Origin of the sequence: Providencia sp. PROV141 (assembly GCF_028481645.1) — a bacterium.
GTDB lineage: Bacteria > Pseudomonadota > Gammaproteobacteria > Enterobacterales > Enterobacteriaceae > Providencia > Providencia rettgeri.
The window spans coordinates 212,105-228,712 of sequence record NZ_JAMPPR010000025.1; the positions used below are offsets into that span (position 1 = coordinate 212,105).

General features: G+C 40.1%; 15 protein-coding genes. 7 read left to right on the forward strand and 8 right to left on the reverse strand.

Annotated elements, in window-relative coordinates:
- Positions 1-172: 172 nt before the first annotated feature.
- The 4 genes from rsmG to asnC all read right to left on the reverse strand — a co-directional run bounded on the left by rsmG (position 173) and on the right by asnC (position 4,055).
- Entirely contained in the window at positions 173-793 is a 621-nt protein-coding gene (rsmG, locus tag PSF09_RS17640) for a 16S rRNA (guanine(527)-N(7))-methyltransferase RsmG (RefSeq protein ID WP_272666406.1), read from the reverse strand.
- 1 nt (position 794) lies between these two features.
- Entirely contained in the window at positions 795-2,684 is a 1,890-nt protein-coding gene (gene mnmG / locus PSF09_RS17645; protein WP_117162961.1) for a tRNA uridine-5-carboxymethylaminomethyl(34) synthesis enzyme MnmG, read from the reverse strand.
- Positions 2,685-3,061: 377 nt separating this feature from the next.
- Positions 3,062-3,502: an FMN-binding protein MioC gene (gene mioC / locus PSF09_RS17650; protein WP_272666407.1), complete on the reverse strand. Its 441-nt coding sequence runs from the start codon at positions 3,500-3,502 to the stop codon at positions 3,062-3,064.
- Between the two features lie 91 nt (positions 3,503-3,593).
- Entirely contained in the window at positions 3,594-4,055 is a 462-nt protein-coding gene (asnC, locus tag PSF09_RS17655; protein WP_004906728.1) for a transcriptional regulator AsnC, read from the reverse strand.
- A gap of 161 nt (positions 4,056-4,216) precedes the next feature.
- On the opposite strand from asnC, the gene asnA reads away from it, so the two are divergent.
- A complete protein-coding gene (asnA, locus tag PSF09_RS17660; protein ID WP_004906722.1) occupies positions 4,217-5,209 on the forward strand; it encodes an aspartate--ammonia ligase in 993 nt (330 codons plus the stop codon).
- Here asnA and viaA read toward each other — a convergent pair whose 3' ends face one another.
- Positions 5,210-6,667, reverse strand: a complete 1,458-nt coding sequence (viaA, locus tag PSF09_RS17665) for an ATPase RavA stimulator ViaA (RefSeq protein WP_272684256.1) — start codon at positions 6,665-6,667, stop codon at positions 5,210-5,212.
- Between the two features lie 2 nt (positions 6,668-6,669).
- Positions 6,670-8,187 carry an ATPase RavA gene (gene ravA / locus PSF09_RS17670; RefSeq protein ID WP_272684257.1) on the reverse strand — a complete coding sequence of 506 codons (1,518 nt, stop codon included), beginning with the start codon at positions 8,185-8,187 and terminating at the stop codon, positions 6,670-6,672.
- A gap of 282 nt (positions 8,188-8,469) precedes the next feature.
- Between ravA and rbsD the strand changes: the two genes are divergently transcribed.
- The 6 genes from rbsD to rbsR all read left to right on the forward strand — a co-directional run bounded on the left by rbsD (position 8,470) and on the right by rbsR (position 14,294).
- Positions 8,470-8,889: a D-ribose pyranase gene (gene rbsD, locus PSF09_RS17675; protein WP_004906713.1), complete on the forward strand. Its 420-nt coding sequence runs from the start codon at positions 8,470-8,472 to the stop codon at positions 8,887-8,889.
- Positions 8,890-8,896: 7 nt separating this feature from the next.
- Positions 8,897-10,411: a ribose ABC transporter ATP-binding protein RbsA gene (gene rbsA / locus PSF09_RS17680; RefSeq protein WP_272666410.1), complete on the forward strand. Its 1,515-nt coding sequence runs from the start codon at positions 8,897-8,899 to the stop codon at positions 10,409-10,411.
- Positions 10,408-11,370, forward strand: a complete 963-nt coding sequence (rbsC, locus tag PSF09_RS17685) for a ribose ABC transporter permease (protein ID WP_210835512.1) — start codon at positions 10,408-10,410, stop codon at positions 11,368-11,370. The genes rbsA and rbsC overlap by 4 nt, the downstream gene beginning before the upstream one ends.
- An 18-nt stretch (positions 11,371-11,388) precedes the next feature.
- Positions 11,389-12,279 (forward strand): ribose ABC transporter substrate-binding protein RbsB, encoded by an 891-nt coding sequence (gene rbsB / locus PSF09_RS17690; protein WP_210835513.1) that lies wholly within the window; start codon positions 11,389-11,391, stop codon positions 12,277-12,279.
- Between the two features lie 80 nt (positions 12,280-12,359).
- Positions 12,360-13,289: a ribokinase gene (rbsK, locus tag PSF09_RS17695; RefSeq protein WP_272666411.1), complete on the forward strand. Its 930-nt coding sequence runs from the start codon at positions 12,360-12,362 to the stop codon at positions 13,287-13,289.
- A gap of 3 nt (positions 13,290-13,292) precedes the next feature.
- Positions 13,293-14,294 carry a ribose operon transcriptional repressor RbsR gene (rbsR, locus tag PSF09_RS17700; RefSeq protein ID WP_210835517.1) on the forward strand — a complete coding sequence of 334 codons (1,002 nt, stop codon included), beginning with the start codon at positions 13,293-13,295 and terminating at the stop codon, positions 14,292-14,294.
- Here the strand turns inward: rbsR and mdtD are convergent.
- Positions 14,291-15,694, reverse strand: a complete 1,404-nt coding sequence (gene mdtD, locus PSF09_RS17705; protein ID WP_210835523.1) for a multidrug transporter subunit MdtD — start codon at positions 15,692-15,694, stop codon at positions 14,291-14,293. The genes rbsR and mdtD overlap by 4 nt on opposite strands.
- Positions 15,695-15,741: 47 nt before the next feature.
- Positions 15,742-16,440 (reverse strand): FadR/GntR family transcriptional regulator, encoded by a 699-nt coding sequence (locus PSF09_RS17710; protein ID WP_210835525.1) that lies wholly within the window; start codon positions 16,438-16,440, stop codon positions 15,742-15,744.
- Positions 16,441-16,608: the final 168 nt, after the last annotated feature.

Below are 16,608 nucleotides of genomic sequence, written 5' to 3' on the forward strand. Positions count from 1 at the left end.
TTCCTTATATTTTTTCTTTCAACACCTTATTTTTGAAACTTATTCGTTATTTCCATGTAAATAACACGTGAAATATAAATATTTATTCTTTAGCTAAAAACAAGAATAGCCGGTGCTTTGTAACACACCGACTATCGCTCTAAAAGACAAAATATTTTGACAGAAAGCAACTTTATTTTATAGAAACTTTAACCAAATGGCGCTGTTCATCAAGTTCAGGCACTTCAAGCTCTGTGATAGATTCAATCACAAAACCTTCTGGTAGCGCTATTTCATCATCACGAATGACGCCTTTAAGCGCATAAAAACGCCCATCAGATGACGGTAAATGATGGCACCAACTCAGCATATCGTTCAATGAAGCAAATGCGCGGCTAATCACCCCATCAAAACCATTTTCAACCGGGTACTCTTCAACACGTGATTGAACAGGTTCGATATTCGTTAGCCCTAGTTCATGTTGAACCTGTTTTAAAAAGCGTATGCGCTTTCCTAAGCTGTCCAGTAAAACAAAATGGGAATCTGGCCGAACAATAGCTAAAGGAACGCCAGGTAAACCTGGTCCTGTTCCTACATCAATAAATTTTGTTCCGTTGAGTTGACCGTTCACCACTATGCTGTCCATGATATGACGGATCAACATCTGTTGTGGGTCACGTACCGAAGTCAGGTTATAGGCTTTGTTCCATTTAGCTAATAACCCAACATAGTCAACTAACTGCTGTTTTTGCTTTTCCGTTAAATCGATATCGGTTTTTACTAGCAATTGATTAAGTTTTGATAATAAATCCATGTTAAGCGCTCCGGCGTAGCATGCCTTGTTTCTTCAGCCAAACAAGTAAGATAGAGATTGCCGCAGGCGTGATCCCTGAAATTCGTGATGCTTGACCAATAGATGTCGGTTTATGGTCGTTCAGTTTAGCCATCACTTCGTTCGACAACCCTTTAACTTGTTTGTAATCGAGGTCTACAGGCAACAAGGTATTTTCATTACGCAGTTGTCTTTCGATTTCTTCTTTTTGGCGAGCGATATAACCTTCGTATTTAACTTGGATTTCCACTTGATCCGCAGCTTGAGGATCGTCAATCCCTGGGGCAAACAGGTTGAGCGAGGTTAGCATTTGATACGTCATTTCTGGACGACGCAGTAAATCTTCCCCATTTGCTTCTTTCGATAATGGAACGGTTAAAATTCCATCTATCTCAGTATGGTTGTCTGATTTAGGATGAACCCAAATATCTTTTAAGCGTTGACGTTCTTTTTCAATCAGTTCAACTTTTTTATTAAAGTGAGCCCAACGTACGTCATCAACTAAGCCTAACTCTCGGCCTTTTTCAGTGAGTCGTAAATCGGCATTGTCTTCACGAAGCATCAAACGGTATTCCGCACGTGAAGTAAACATACGGTAAGGTTCTTTTGTCCCTAAAGTACAAAGGTCATCAACGAGAACGCCGATATAAGCTTGGTCACGACGAGGAAACCAACCGTCTAAACCAAAGGCATGTTGTGCAGCATTAAGGCCCGCTAATAGCCCTTGAGCCCCGGCTTCTTCATAACCTGTTGTACCGTTTATTTGGCCAGCAAAGAATAAACCATCAATAAATTTACTCTCAAGCGTTTGTTTTAGATCTCTAGGGTCAAAGAAATCGTACTCGATAGCATAACCAGGGCGAATGATCCTTGCATTTTCCATTCCTTTCATGGAATGAACAATTTGCATTTGAACATCAAATGGTAAGCTGGTGGATATCCCGTTAGGATAAATTTCATTGCTGGTTAAGCCTTCTGGCTCTAAGAAGATCTGATGTGAGTCTTTATCTGCAAAACGCATGACTTTATCTTCGATCGAAGGGCAATAACGTGGGCCGATCCCTTCAATAACCCCTGCATACATAGGGCTACGATCCAAGTTATTTCTGATCACATCATGGGTTTTTTCATTGGTATAGGTGATATGACAAGGCATCTGTTGTGGATGTTGATCTTGTGAACCTAAAAATGAAAAAACGGGCATTGGGTCATCACCTAGCTGTTGAGCTAACTGACTGAAATCAATAGTTCTTGCATCAATACGTGGTGGTGTTCCTGTTTTTAAACGATTAACACGTAAAGGCAATTCTCTCAAACGTTGAGAGAGTGAAATCGAAGGAGGATCCCCTGCACGACCGCCACTGTAATTTTCTAAACCAATATGAATTTTGCCATCAAGGAAAGTACCAACGGTTAATACCACGGCTTTGGCTTTAAATTTTAAGCCCATGCGGGTAATTGCCCCAGTAACTCGATTGTTTTCAACAAGCAAGTCTTCTACGGGTTGTTGGAAAATCATTAAATTAGGCTGATTTTCTAAAGCCATTCTGACAGCTTGGCGATATAGAACACGGTCAGCTTGTGCTCGGGTTGCACGAACAGCAGGCCCCTTGCTGGCATTTAATGTTCTAAATTGAATACCTGCTTTGTCTGTAGCTATGGCCATTAGACCACCTAGGGCATCAATTTCTCTAACCAGATGTCCCTTACCGATCCCACCGATGGCTGGGTTGCAAGACATCTGGCCCAATGTATCAATATTGTGAGTCAGTAATAGGGTTTGACGCCCCATACGTGCAGCTGCCATTGCTGCTTCAGTACCGGCATGACCACCACCAATTACGATGACGTCAAATTGCTCTGGATAAAACATGTGTGGACCTTAAACGTTAGAAAATGCGGATTGTGCATTTGAGGAGAGAATTCTACTCAAGTTTGAGGAAGAGACCAAGCTTTAGGTTTCTCCCTTATATAATATAAAGATCTTTTTATTTAAAGATCTCTTTATTAGATCTTTTATTAGGATCACTGGTTTCTGTGGATAAGTGGATTTTCACTTTAAAGATCATAAAACTGTAAAGGATCATATACTGTGAATGATCCGTGATCCATTTGCGTATAAGCTGGGATCAAAATGGCTACTTATACACAGGCCTTGGGAGCCTAAAAACTTATACTCTGGATAACTACGGGTTAATACCGGGATATTCCCTGAGTTATCCACAGCTGACTGCTGGTATTTTAATCAAATCAGAGTTCGGTTGCCCAAATTTTAACCCATTCCCCAGCGGGATCTTCCGGTATTTCGTGTTGTTGGACATCAATTTCCAAACATTCACCGATCCTTTTAGCCCCTTGTTTGATTAATAAAGCATCTATTTTGTGGATCGCTCCACAGAAAGTGTCATATTCAGAGCTACCGATCCCAACAGAGCCAAATTGGACTTGGCTTAGATCAGGGGCGTTTTCTTCTATTGAATCAAAAAGAGGTTGAATATTTTCAGGTAGATCACCTGCACCATGTGTTGAGCTCACCACCAGCCATATACCTTCAAGTGTTAAGTCATCAAGCTCTGGGCCATGTTGAATTTCAGTTTCATGACCGAGTTCTTCTAAAATCTCTGCCATGTGCTCGGCAACATACTCCGCACTGCCCATTGTACTGCCACTTATTAAGGTTACTTTTGTCATGGTGATTCTCTTTCACAATAATAGGCCGCTATTGTACGCTGTGAATGAGCTGGGATCTACCTGTGGATAATGTGGTTATATCATTTTTTTTCTACGGGTTGATTGTTCGTAAGATCGGGTTTTGTAAGGAGATCAGTGTTTCTGTGGATTGTATCTCATCAATGGTCTGAATTTTGTTGATAAGTACGTCTTGTAAAGAATCGATAGAACGGCACATTACTTTAATAAAAATGCTGTATTGCCCTGTTGTGTAGTACACCTCGACAACTTCTTCTAAGGCATCTAATTTTTTTAGTGCGGTTGGGTAATCTTTTGCACTTTTTAAAATAATGCCAATAAAGCAACAAACATCAAAACCTAATTGTTTTGGGTTTATATCAATACGTGTGCCTTTAATAATTCCTGCTTGCTTCATTTTTTCGACTCGGACATGAATTGTTCCGGGGCTAACAGCGAATTTTTTTGCTAATTCAGCATACGGTATGCGCGCATTTCCCATTAATTCGTGAAGTATGTCACGATCGAGATTATCGATTTGATAATTTTCCGGCATTATTTCATCTCCATTTTAACGATTCATCATTTTTATACCTGTTTTTTTATTCAAAATAAACAGTAAAGGCTTTTTTTAATGGTGGATATTGAATTTATACCTCATTTTGTTGCTTAATCTATACATCAGCTAACACAGCTAACAAATTATGGGAATAAATTATGGACAAGTCATTTATCGAACATCAGCAACAAATTAGTTTTGTGAAATCGTATTTCTCACGTTTACTTGAAAAAGAATTAGGGTTAATTGAAGTTCAAGGGCCAATCCTAAGCCGTTTAGGGGATGGTACTCAAGACAACTTATCGGGCAGTGAAAAAGCCGTTCAAGTAAAAGTGAAATCAATTCCAGGTGCAACCTTTGAAGTGGTTCATTCTTTGGCTAAATGGAAACGTAAAACATTAGGGCGTTTCGGTTTTAGTAAAGGCCAAGGTCTATACACGCATATGAAAGCGTTGCGTCCGGACGAGGATCGCTTAACCCCAATCCACTCCGTCTATGTTGATCAGTGGGATTGGGAAAAAGTGATGGCAGATGAGGAACGTACACTTCCTTATCTGAAGCAGACAGTGGGTAAAATCTATAAGGCAATAAAAGAAACAGAAGCTGCCGTAAGTAAAGAGTTTGGGTTGGCACCGTTCCTGCCAGACCAAATCCACTTTATTCACAGTGAAGAGTTGTTACAGCGCTATCCTGATTTAGATGCGAAAGGGCGTGAACGTGCAATCGCGAAAGAATTAGGCGCAGTATTCTTAATTGGTATCGGTGGTAAGCTATCTAGTGGTGAATCACATGATGTTCGTGCGCCAGACTACGACGACTGGACAACAAAAAATGAAGACGGTTTTTGTGGTTTGAACGGCGACATCATTGTGTGGAACCCTGTTTTACAGGACGCATTTGAGCTTTCTTCAATGGGAATTCGCGTAAGTCCGGAGTGTTTGACCCGTCAATTAAAGTTAACTGACGATGAAAAACGTATGGAATTAGAATGGCACCAAGCGTTAGTCAAAGGCGAAATGCCACAAACTATCGGTGGTGGCATTGGCCAGTCGCGCTTAGTCATGTTACTTCTTCAACGCCAACACATTGGCCAAGTGCAATGTGGTGTATGGGGTGCTGAAATGCAAGAATCCGTTGAAGGTATGCTGTAGTTAGCGACTAAAGCGGCGTAACAACCTGCTTTTTAACCCAGTATCAAAACGCCAAATATGGTCAAAGATTTTCATGATGCTGGGTTTCCCATAATTTGACACAGATACCGCATGGAAGCGGTATTTACCTTTCTTTTGCATGGTTTTTATTTTTTGAATCAACTCATCAGGTAAACGCTGAGCAACAAAATCAGAAATCACCACGGCATCTGCATCTATCCACTGCTTTGATTCCAATTTTATTGCTGTTTCTTGCAAACAAGCCGCAAGATCAGTCCCACCTTTAAATGTTTGATGTAAAAATCGAATACATTGCTCTAGACCATCAATAGAAAGTAAATCGTAATGCACAATTTCTGTGGAAAATAACATTACATGACATGAACGGTTATCCGCTAGCGCAATTTTCATTAATGCGAGGCAAAAAGCTTTTGCACAGCGTTCATTTAAACCGCCCATCGAACCTGAGGTATCAATACATACAACAAATGGACCTCTCGGTTGTTCTTCATCATGGTGATGTGTTATTGGGCGAAGAACTTTCCTTTCTTGCCAGCTATCTCCTTGTAATCGATAAGTTAGAAGCTGTTTTTCAAGTAATTTTCGATAGAACTCAAATTCAATATCTTCAAGACCTAACATAGCGAGTTCTGCAGGTAATAAGCGTAAAATATCGTCACTTTGATTTAAGCCATTAACTTGCTCAGGAACAGTTTCAGGTACTTTTTCCATGATAGTCATCGGTTCTAGCACCACGCTATCATCAGGGATTGCTTGTGCAGTTTGGCTACGGCCTAATAATTGGGCTATTTTTTCTAATTCAGGTTGCTGACGTAAAAATTCACTGTATCGGCTTAATAATTGGTCATTATAAGCTGAAGTCATGTTTACACCTTTGGTTAAATCCCACAACCGGCCAGCAGCATGTTCATTTTCACCTAAGATATCCTCTAAATTGCCACTTAGTGCTAATCGGCGCTGTAGTTCCGCCAGCAATTGTTCTTTTTCTTGTTCTAACATTTCTTTATGTAGAGTCGTCACTTGTAAAATTAAACTGACTCGCCATTTTTGTACAAACAGTGATTGCCTTGCACTGCGATTTTCTATTTTCCCACTCTGTAACTGATGTGCCTCACGGTAAAAAGGGGAATCCAGTTGGTGAAGTTTTGCTATGACACTCGGTAATTGGATAAAAAAAGCATCGGTTGAAATGCCAAGAGATTGACGATAGAGCTCAAATTCTTCCGAAAGTTGAGCAGGAACGAGCGCATCTTGCATACGCTGTTTGAGATCTTTTTTCCAACCAGATAAATCTTTTAGTAACGCTTTTTTTAATCTAGGGTGTTTTTCAAAAAAGACCGCCAATTGAGGGGTTGCTAGCAAAGATATAATTATCTCCTCGATTAATTGACCTTCATTAACCGAAAGCAGCATTTCTAGTGTGGCTAAACTCATCATCGTTATTCAGCCACTTTACCTGTGATTTGGTTACGTAATTGGCTTAGTTTTTCCGTGAGTTTCATGAAGCTTTGTTCAATATCTGCAAGCCAGTGTGATTCAATAAATAAGTTGGGCTGCTGTTTTTCAAACTGATAGCGTGCGGCTTGAACTTCTTCTTGAATTTTATCTAGTTTGTCTAGCCATTCTTGGTTATTTGTATTTGGCACGAGTGATGAGGCTTTATCTTGAATATATAAAGTAGATGATTGATGACTTACATCTAATAACTGTATTTGGTTTAAATTATTTACCTCAGCGGCAATGTCTTGTGCAAAACCAATCCCATTTAGGTGAGCGGATAGTGTCGTTCCTTTATTTAAGAACGTTATCAGTGATTTTTTATCAGTAGTTACAAAAGTCACTTTCATATTATGTAGTTGCAGTGGACGATGTAAAAACAGGGTAATTCGACCGTCACTGATATTTTCGGGCAGTACATATGACGCTTTACGAGCAAACATCGCATTGTTTTTATTGACTTTAAATGCGTCTTGGTTGTTTTGGTCTTGGGTCGATGACATCCATTGCTGATAAATCTGCTCTATTTCTCGATTCAACTTTCTCTGCTGCCAGCCATCATCTTGTAATAATGACTGTAATAGTTGCGGTAAAGTCTTCATCGATTGCATGTCATGCCAGAGGCAATCTTTTAATAACACAAGATCTAGAGGAGATACGCTGTTGCGACCATTAAAGAAAGCACTTGCTTGTAATAGGTAAACTGCTTTTTTCCAGCGCCTATCGGAAACATAAAGTTGTTTATCTGTAGCATCTAATTGTTGGCGTAATTGATAAATAAGTTCAAAACAGTGATCGGGTAGCGTAATTTTGGGAATTTCTTGTTGCCATTGTTGGTACTCTTCATCGCTAATTTTTAAATGTTCTGGCATTTGAGATTCATTCAGCGATGATTTTCCTGTTAATAGTGCGCGAAAATTTTGTTTTTCTTGCACTTTATCCAGCCAAATACGTACTAGCATTCTGTCGAATAGCGCCTCAAGGCTATTATCTGCATCAGGTAACTCATTTGATGCTGTGACTAATAACCGCATCGGGATGGATTTTTCTTCATCACCATTACGGAACTTGCGCTCATTTACCGCGGTTAATAAAGTATTTAAGATGGCAGGGCCTGCTTTCCATATCTCATCAAGGAATACGACTTCAGCGTCAGGTAAATAACCTTTGGTTAAACGTTCATATCGCCCTTCATCTTTTAGCGCTTGTATTGAAAGCGGGCCAAATATTTCTTCAGGTGTTGAAAATCGCGTCATTAAGTACTCAAAAGCATTTGCCTGACGAAAAGCATATTTCATTCTTCGTGCAATCAAGCTTTTGGCAATACCCGGAGGGCCTAATAGAAATACGCTTTCGCCGCTTAATGTGGCTAATAAGCACAAACGAATAGCCTGCTGGCGTTCATATAAACCGCTTTCAAGGTAATTGCTTAATTGGGCAATTCGTTCAGCAAGCTGCATTATTCATTCCTTTTATTAATAGAGGCGTTGATATCAAAACTATCAATTTCTTTTATTACATACTGCGACCTATTTTTCCATTTTTCTTTGATATGCCCCAATAAATAAGAAAAAACGATTCAGCTACAAGTGATTCAATAAGTTATTGTTTTTAAGCTTTTCTAATGGGAACGAAACGTTTCGATACTGATCACAAATATCAACTATCAATATTGAGTTGTGATTTATCTTTACTATGATTACATGAGCGAAACGTTTCGCTTACTAGAATGGCGGTGAAAAATGAAAAAGGGTGTTTTACTTAATGCCAACGTTACCTCTGTAATTGCCAAGTTAGGTCATACGGACCAAATAACGCTTGCTGATGCCGGTTTGCCTATTTCTCAAGGAACGGAGCGCATTGATTTAGCGATTACACAAGGTTTACCCGATTTCATGTCAGTTTTAAGTGTCATTACTCAAGAGATGCAAGTCGAAAAAGCCATTCTAGCGGAGGAAATCAGTACCATTAACCCTCAAATGGAAGACGCTATTTTAGCTCACTTACAACAGTTAGAAGTCACCCAAAATAATACGATTGAAATTATTTATTGCAGCCATGAACGTTTTAAACAGCTGACTCATGACAGTAAAGCGGTGATCCGCACTGGAGAATGTTCACCGTTCGCTAACATTATTCTTTGTTCTGGTGTGACTTTCTGAGGTGATTATGCAACCTTTATTAGAACTTATCGGGATCGATAAATCATTTCCAGGGGTAAAAGCCCTCAATGGGGCGACATTAAATGTCTACCCAGGAAAAGTCATGGCGCTGGTAGGGGAAAATGGGGCTGGCAAATCAACCATGATGAAAGTGCTGACGGGTATTTATAAAAAAGATGCCGGTCAAATCCGCTATTTAGGTAAAGAAGTCGCATTCAACGGCCCTAAAAGCTCCCAAGAAGCAGGAATAGGGATTATCCACCAAGAACTTAACTTGATACCTGAATTAACCATCGCAGAGAATATTTTTCTTGGTCGAGAGTATGTTAATGCATTTGGCAAAATTGACTGGAAAAAAATGTTCAGTGAGTCAGACAAACTGCTTAAACGGCTTAACCTTTATTATGATAGCCATCAAACTATTGCAGAGCTTTCTATTGGCGAACAACAAATGGTGGAAATCGCTAAAGTCCTGAGCTTTCAATCACAAGTCATTATTATGGATGAACCCACAGATGCGTTAACCGACACGGAAACAGAATCCTTATTTAGAGTTATCGAAGACTTAAAAGCTCAAGGTTGCGGTATTGTTTATATTTCCCATCGTTTAAAAGAAATTTTTGAAATTTGCGACGATGTAACGGTGTTTCGCGATGGCCAGTTTATTGGTGAGAAACCCGTGAGCGAATTAGAAGAAGAAAAACTCATTGAAATGATGGTTGGTCGTAAACTTGAAGACCAGTATCCAAGAGTTGATGTGCCTGAAGGGAGTATCCGTCTGCAATTACAAAATATATCTGGCCCCGGTGTTACTGATGCGAGCTTTACCTTGAAAGCGGGGGAAATCTTAGGGGTTTCTGGCTTGATGGGGGCTGGGCGTACTGAACTGATGAAAATCATTTATGGTGCAGCAGCAAAGAAAACAGGGGTTATCACTCTTGATGGTAAAGAAATCACACTAAAAACGCCTCAAGACGGCTTAGCTAACGGTATTGTCTATATTTCTGAAGATCGTAAACGTGATGGATTAGTATTAGGTATGTCAGTGAAAGAAAATATGTCATTGACAGCATTACGTTATTTTAGCCGCGCTGGTGGCAGCCTCAAACATGGGGAAGAACAGCAAACTGTGAGTGATTTCATTCGCTTATTTAATATTAAAACCCCTTCTATGGATCAAATTATTGGCAATCTTTCCGGTGGTAATCAGCAAAAAGTGGCCATTGCACGTGGGTTAATGACAAGGCCAAAAGTATTGATCCTTGATGAGCCAACGCGAGGTGTTGACGTTGGTGCTAAAAAAGAAATTTATCAACTAATTAATCAATTTAAGAAAGAAGGGCTGAGTATCATTTTAGTTTCTTCAGAAATGCCTGAAGTAATAGGAATGAGTGACCGTATTTTTGTTATGCACGAAGGTCATATCAGCGGCGAATTTTCTGCTAAAGACGCGACTCAGGAAGCCTTAATGGCTGCCGCAGTGGGTAAAAATTACGGCTCAGTTAAGGAGTTATCAGCATGAGTTCAACTACCGCATCATCAAAACGCTGGTTCAGCAAAGCATGGCTGATGGAGCAAAAATCATTAATCGCACTATTAGTTTTGATTGCCATTGTATCAACATTAAGCCCGAATTTTTTTACGGTTAATAACCTATTCAATATCTTACAACAAACCTCCGTTAATGCCATTATGGCCGTTGGAATGACATTAGTTATCTTAACGTCAGGAATTGACCTCTCAGTTGGGTCCTTATTAGCCTTAACGGGCGCAGTTGCTGCCTCAATGGTTAGTGCTGACGTGAATGCGTTAGTGGCTGTTGCGGGGGCGTTGGCGTTAGGTGCCGCAATTGGCGCATGTACAGGCGTGATTGTTGCAAAAGGAAAAGTCCAAGCTTTTATTGCGACTTTAGTCATGATGCTACTACTGCGCGGCGTGACACGAGTTTACACAGATGGCAGCCCTATCAATACAGGGTTTAGTGATAACGCCGACTTGTTTGGTTGGTTTGGTATTGGACGCCCATTTGGTATTCCTACCCCTGTATGGTTGATGATCATCGTTTTTGCTGCAGCGTGGTATATGTTGCACCATACTCGCCTTGGTCGTTACATCTACGCACTTGGTGGGAATGAAGCGGCTACCCGTCTTTCTGGTATAAATGTCGATCGCATTAAAATAGCGGTTTATGCCTTATGTGGACTGCTAGCGGCATTGGCGAGTGTCATTGAAGTTGCACGTTTATCATCGGCTCAGCCAATGGCAGGTAATGGGTATGAACTTGATGCTATCGCTGCGGTTGTACTTGGTGGTACCAGCCTTGCTGGTGGTAAGGGGCGTATCGTCGGAACATTGATTGGTGCGCTTATCCTTGGTTTCTTAAACAATGGATTAAACTTATTAGGAATTTCGTCAAACTACCAGATGATTGTTAAAGCTGTCGTCATCTTACTTGCTGTACTTGTTGATAATAAAAAGTAACCCTACAGGAAAATTATTATGAAACTGAACAAACTAGCAACGTTATTATCGGCAGTTGCACTGAGTGCAACTGTTAGTGTCAATGCGATGGCGAAAGATAGCATTGCACTCGTAATTTCTACATTGAATAACCCATTCTTTGTGACGATGAAAGACAGCGCACAAAAAGAAGCGGATAAACTAGGTTATGAGCTGATTGTTTTAGATTCTCAAGACAACCCAGCCAAAGAGTTAGCAAACGTACAAGATTTAACCGTTCGCGGTACAAAATTAATGTTAATTAACCCAACAGATTCAGATGCGGTGGGTAACTCAATATTAATGGCGAATAAAGCGAATATACCCGTAATTACTTTGGATAGAGCGGCTAACAAAGGTGAAGTTGTCAGCCATGTAGCTTCTGATAACCGCATGGGCGGGAAGATGGCCGCTGACTACATTGCACAAAAAACAGGCAGTGAGGCTAAAGTTATTCAATTAGAAGGCATTTCAGGCACATCAGCCGCACGTGAGCGCGGTGAAGGTTTTAACACCGGTGCGAAAGAGCACAAATTCAATTTACTGGCGAGCCAACCGGCTGATTTCGATAGAACAAAAGGCTTGAACGTAATGCAGAACTTGTTAACGGCACATCCAGCTGTTCAAGCGGTATTTGCACAAAATGATGAAATGGCATTAGGGGCATTAAGAGCTCTGCAAACTGCAGGCCGTACCGATGTTCTAGTTGTCGGTTTTGATGGAACAAATGATGGTATCAAAGCCGTTGAAGGCGGAAAATTAGGTGCAACTATTGCACAGCGCCCAGACCAAATTGGGATTGTTGGTGTACAGATTGCAGATAAAGTCTTAAAAGGCGAAAAAGTAGATTCAACGGTTCCGGTTGAATTGGAATTAGTGGTAAAACAATAAGATAAAAACCGCTGCGGTATACTGCGGCGGTTTATTTTAGTTTGCAATTCATTGGGTCATCAAAAAAGGAAATAAACGTTATGGGTACAGCAAAGCTGGTGGTTCTCGGTAGTATCAATGCTGATCATATATTAAATGTTAAGCATTTCCCTCAACCGGGTGAAACAGTTAGGGGTGATCATTACCAAGTTGCGTTTGGTGGAAAAGGTGCTAACCAAGCTGTTGCTGCTGGTCGCAGTGGTGCTGACATAACATTTATTGCCTGTGTTGGTGATGACGATATTGGGGCGAGTATAAAAAAACAGTTATCTCTCGATAACATTAAAACCGAATGTATTGATGCCATTGAAGGTGAAACGACAGGTGTCGCCCTCATTTATGTGAATCAACAAGGGGAAAATACGATTGGTATCAATGCAGGTGCAAATGCGCAACTTACCAAGGAAAGGTTAGGCGATTATCAGCAAAAAATTGTGGAAGCGAGTGCGGTATTGATGCAATTGGAATCTCCCATTGAAACAGTACAAATGGCGGCTGAAATAGCGAAGAAAAACAATACAATAGTCATTTTGAACCCAGCGCCAGCTCAATCCTTACCTGATTCATTATTATCATTAGTGGATATCATCACACCAAATGAAACAGAAGCTGAACATTTAACAGGCATTGCGGTTAATGATAATCAAGGTGCTCAGGATGCGGCTGAAGCCTTACACCAAAAAGGGATTAGTAAAGTGATGATAACACTCGGTTCTCGAGGTGTTTGGTATAGTGAAAAAGGTGTAGAAGGTAAAATAATTTCTGCATTTCGCGTAAAAGCAGTGGATACTATTGCCGCAGGTGATACATTCAATGGGGCTTACGTTACTGCACTGCTGGAAGGTAAGGCTGACGAAGAAGCGATTATTTTTGCCCATGCGGCAGCAGCGATAGCGGTGACTCGCCCTGGAGCTCAACCCTCTGTTCCATGGCGTAAAGAAATTGACCAGTTTTTGACTCAACAGGATTAACTTGTGGCAACAATGAAAGATGTGGCACGCCTTGCGGGGGTGTCGACATCCACCGTCTCTCACGTTATTAATCAAAATCGCTATGTCAGCGAGAGCATTACCGTACGCGTTAAAAATGCGATTGAAGAGTTAAATTATGCCCCTTCTGCGCTGGCGCGTAGTTTAAAAATGAATCGTACGAATACGATTGGGATGTTACTGACAACAAGTAATAACCCATTCTACGCTGAGGTAGTGCGGGGTGTAGAACGTAGTTGCTACGAACGCGGTTATAGTTTGATTTTGTGCAACACTGAAGGCGACCTTCAGCGAATGAATCATAGCTTAGAAACATTGCTACAAAAGCGTGTTGATGGGTTACTGATTATGTGCACTGAAGTACAGGGGCCATCAAAAAATGTTTTGGCTCGTTACCCCGCTGTGCCAACGGTTATGATGGATTGGTCTCCATTCGAGTCAGATGGAGACATTATTCAAGATAACTCTTTTCTTGGTGGGGAAATAGCCACTCGTTACCTTATTAAAGCAGGTTTCACCCGTATTGCATGTATTGCAGGGCCTCAAGATAAATCACCAGCAAGAGCGCGTCATCAAGGTTTTATTCAAGCCATGACTGATGGCGGCATTAATATTTATGATGATTATATCATTTTCAGTGATTTTGAATTTGCTGGTGGGTTTGAGTCAATGAATAAATTGCTTAGCTTACCTACCCCTCCCGAGGCTATTTTTGCAGGTAATGATGCGATGGCGGTGGGAGCTTATCAAGCGATATACCAAAAGGGCTTGAAAGTGCCCGATGATATTTCAATCATTGGTTATGATGATATCGATCTTTCGCCTTATATGATCCCACCACTTACAACAATTCATCAGCCAAAAGATAAGCTAGGCCAACAGGCTGTTGACCAACTTATTTATCGTATGGATAACCCAGAGGCAAAGGCAAGCGTTTTGGTTCTTACCCCTGAGCTAATTGAGCGCCAATCGGTTAAAAAATATTAATTCTTCGCTTTTTTGGTTTTATTTTTTATTAAATTATCACCGTCTGTCTTACTTAATAATAAGAAGACAAAAGCTGAGATAAGCGTAATGACACCAACGGTAATAAAAGTGTAGTGAAAATTATCGACCGTATTGCTATTAGGTTGCCCACCATAGAAGTTTAAGATTGCAGCACTGACTGCAATACCGAAGCTTATCGATAGTTGCTGAGTCACAGCTAACATACTATTTCCCGCACTTGCATTATTGTCTGTTAAATCAGCCAAGCAAATAGTATTCATTGCAGTGAACTGCACTGACATCACCATTCCTAAAATAAATAAAGGTACGATTAACAGGTAAATCGACATACTTGGTGATTGCAAGGAAAACTGTGCGATCATTAATCCAATAATTATGGTGATAACAAATAATGTATTACGGTAGCCGTATTTAGTCAGGATCCGAGTAACGCCCGACTTAGCAGTGATTGAACCAATTGCAAGTGGCGCCATCATCATTCCCGCCACAACGGCTTCATAACCAAAACCCACCTGCAACATTAATGGCATTAAAAATGGGATACTGCCTGTTCCCAAGCGTGTTGCGATATTACCGCTGATCCCAATAGAAAAAGTGCGTGTTTTAAATAGATTTAGTGGGATTATTGCATGCTTAACTCGCCTTGCGTGAAGAACATAAATAAATAAGAAGAGAAAACCCACTAAGACAATAATTGCAGGAACAGAGGCAGGGAGGGATTTATCACCAAATAAGTCTAAACTAACAGATAGCATGACTAAGCCAAAACCAAACAATAAGAATCCGAGCGTATCAAATTTACGTTTTGGCATTTTAAAGTCGGGCATATGTTTTAAGGCATAAAAAATACCTAAAACACCTATAGGAATATTAATAATAAATATCCAATGCCAAGTTGCATAGGTTACTAAGATACCGCCTAACAGAGGCCCCAATATTGGGCCAACTAAACCTGGAATAGTGACAAAATTTAATATTGGTAGTAACTCACTTCGAGGGTAAGCCCTTATTAAGGCTAAACGAGCCACTGGCATCATCATTGCCCCACCAATACCTTGAATAACCCTAGAGGTTACTAAGAAATTTAAGGATGGCGAAAGGGCACAAAGTAATGAACCAAGAGAAAATAAGGAAACCGCTAGAATAAATATACGTCTTGTACCAAATCTATCAGCAAACCAGCCGCTTACAGGAATTAATAGCGCAACAGTAAGCGTATAGCTAACTACAGCTGATTGCATTGCAAGCGGTGAGTGATCAAGGCTTCTTGCAATATCGGGTAAAGCCGTATTCAAAATGGTGGCATCGAGCGCTTGCATGAAAAAGGCCATTGCCGCAATCCATGGAAGGCCAGACATATTTTTTGCTGTTTTGAACATCAGTTACCTATACAAATAAATGAAAGCTTCAATGGGATATTGTTTTACTAGTCTTGCTTTTGGGTAGTTGTTAGTAAGTTATAGCAAAGGTCGAGTGCTATTGTACTTTTACCATGAATAATTGCATTGGCAAGTTGTTGATGAATTTCGACCTCTATAACCTCATTATTAGTAATGACATCAAAGTAACGCTGATAAATTGAACGGAATAAATTAGCAAAAGAAATTAGAAAAGGATTGGCACAAGCTTTATAAATAGTTAAATGGAAATGATAATCAACTTTTACCCAATGTGCTCTATCAAATTCTTTGGCGAGTAACTGCATTTCACTGGCTAATAGTTGTAATGACTGTTTTTGTTCTTTTGTTGCATGTATAGCAGCAAGGTAACAAGCTTGAGGTTCTATTGCGAGTCGAACGATTTTAAAGTGCTTCATTACAACAGATTGCTCTTCACTATTAGACCACCACGTTAAGAGATCTTGGTCTAAAAAATTCCAATTTGAAGGAGGCATAACACGGGTGCCTATTTTGGGGCGTGCTAATACCATGCCTTTTGCTGCTAATATTTTTATTGCTTCTCTTATAGCTGTTCGACTTGCTTGGAATTGTTCTGATAATTCTAATTCGCTAGGTAAAATAGAGTCTGGTAAATAGGTGCTGGTTAAAATCAACTGTCCAAGATTTTCTGCAATAATATAAGAGCGATTTTTTTGTGAGGCTGTTTGTTGCTTACTTAATTCCATAATTCATCTCAAAGCATAATTCTTAGATACATATATTACGTGAGTAGATGTACAATTGCTGCTGAAATAGTCAATCCACAGACCAAATTTAACTTATAAATGCCTTTTTGGCTAAAAAAAACACGAACAAAATAAAAACGCAAAAAAACACTTGCGAGAATTTTTTGA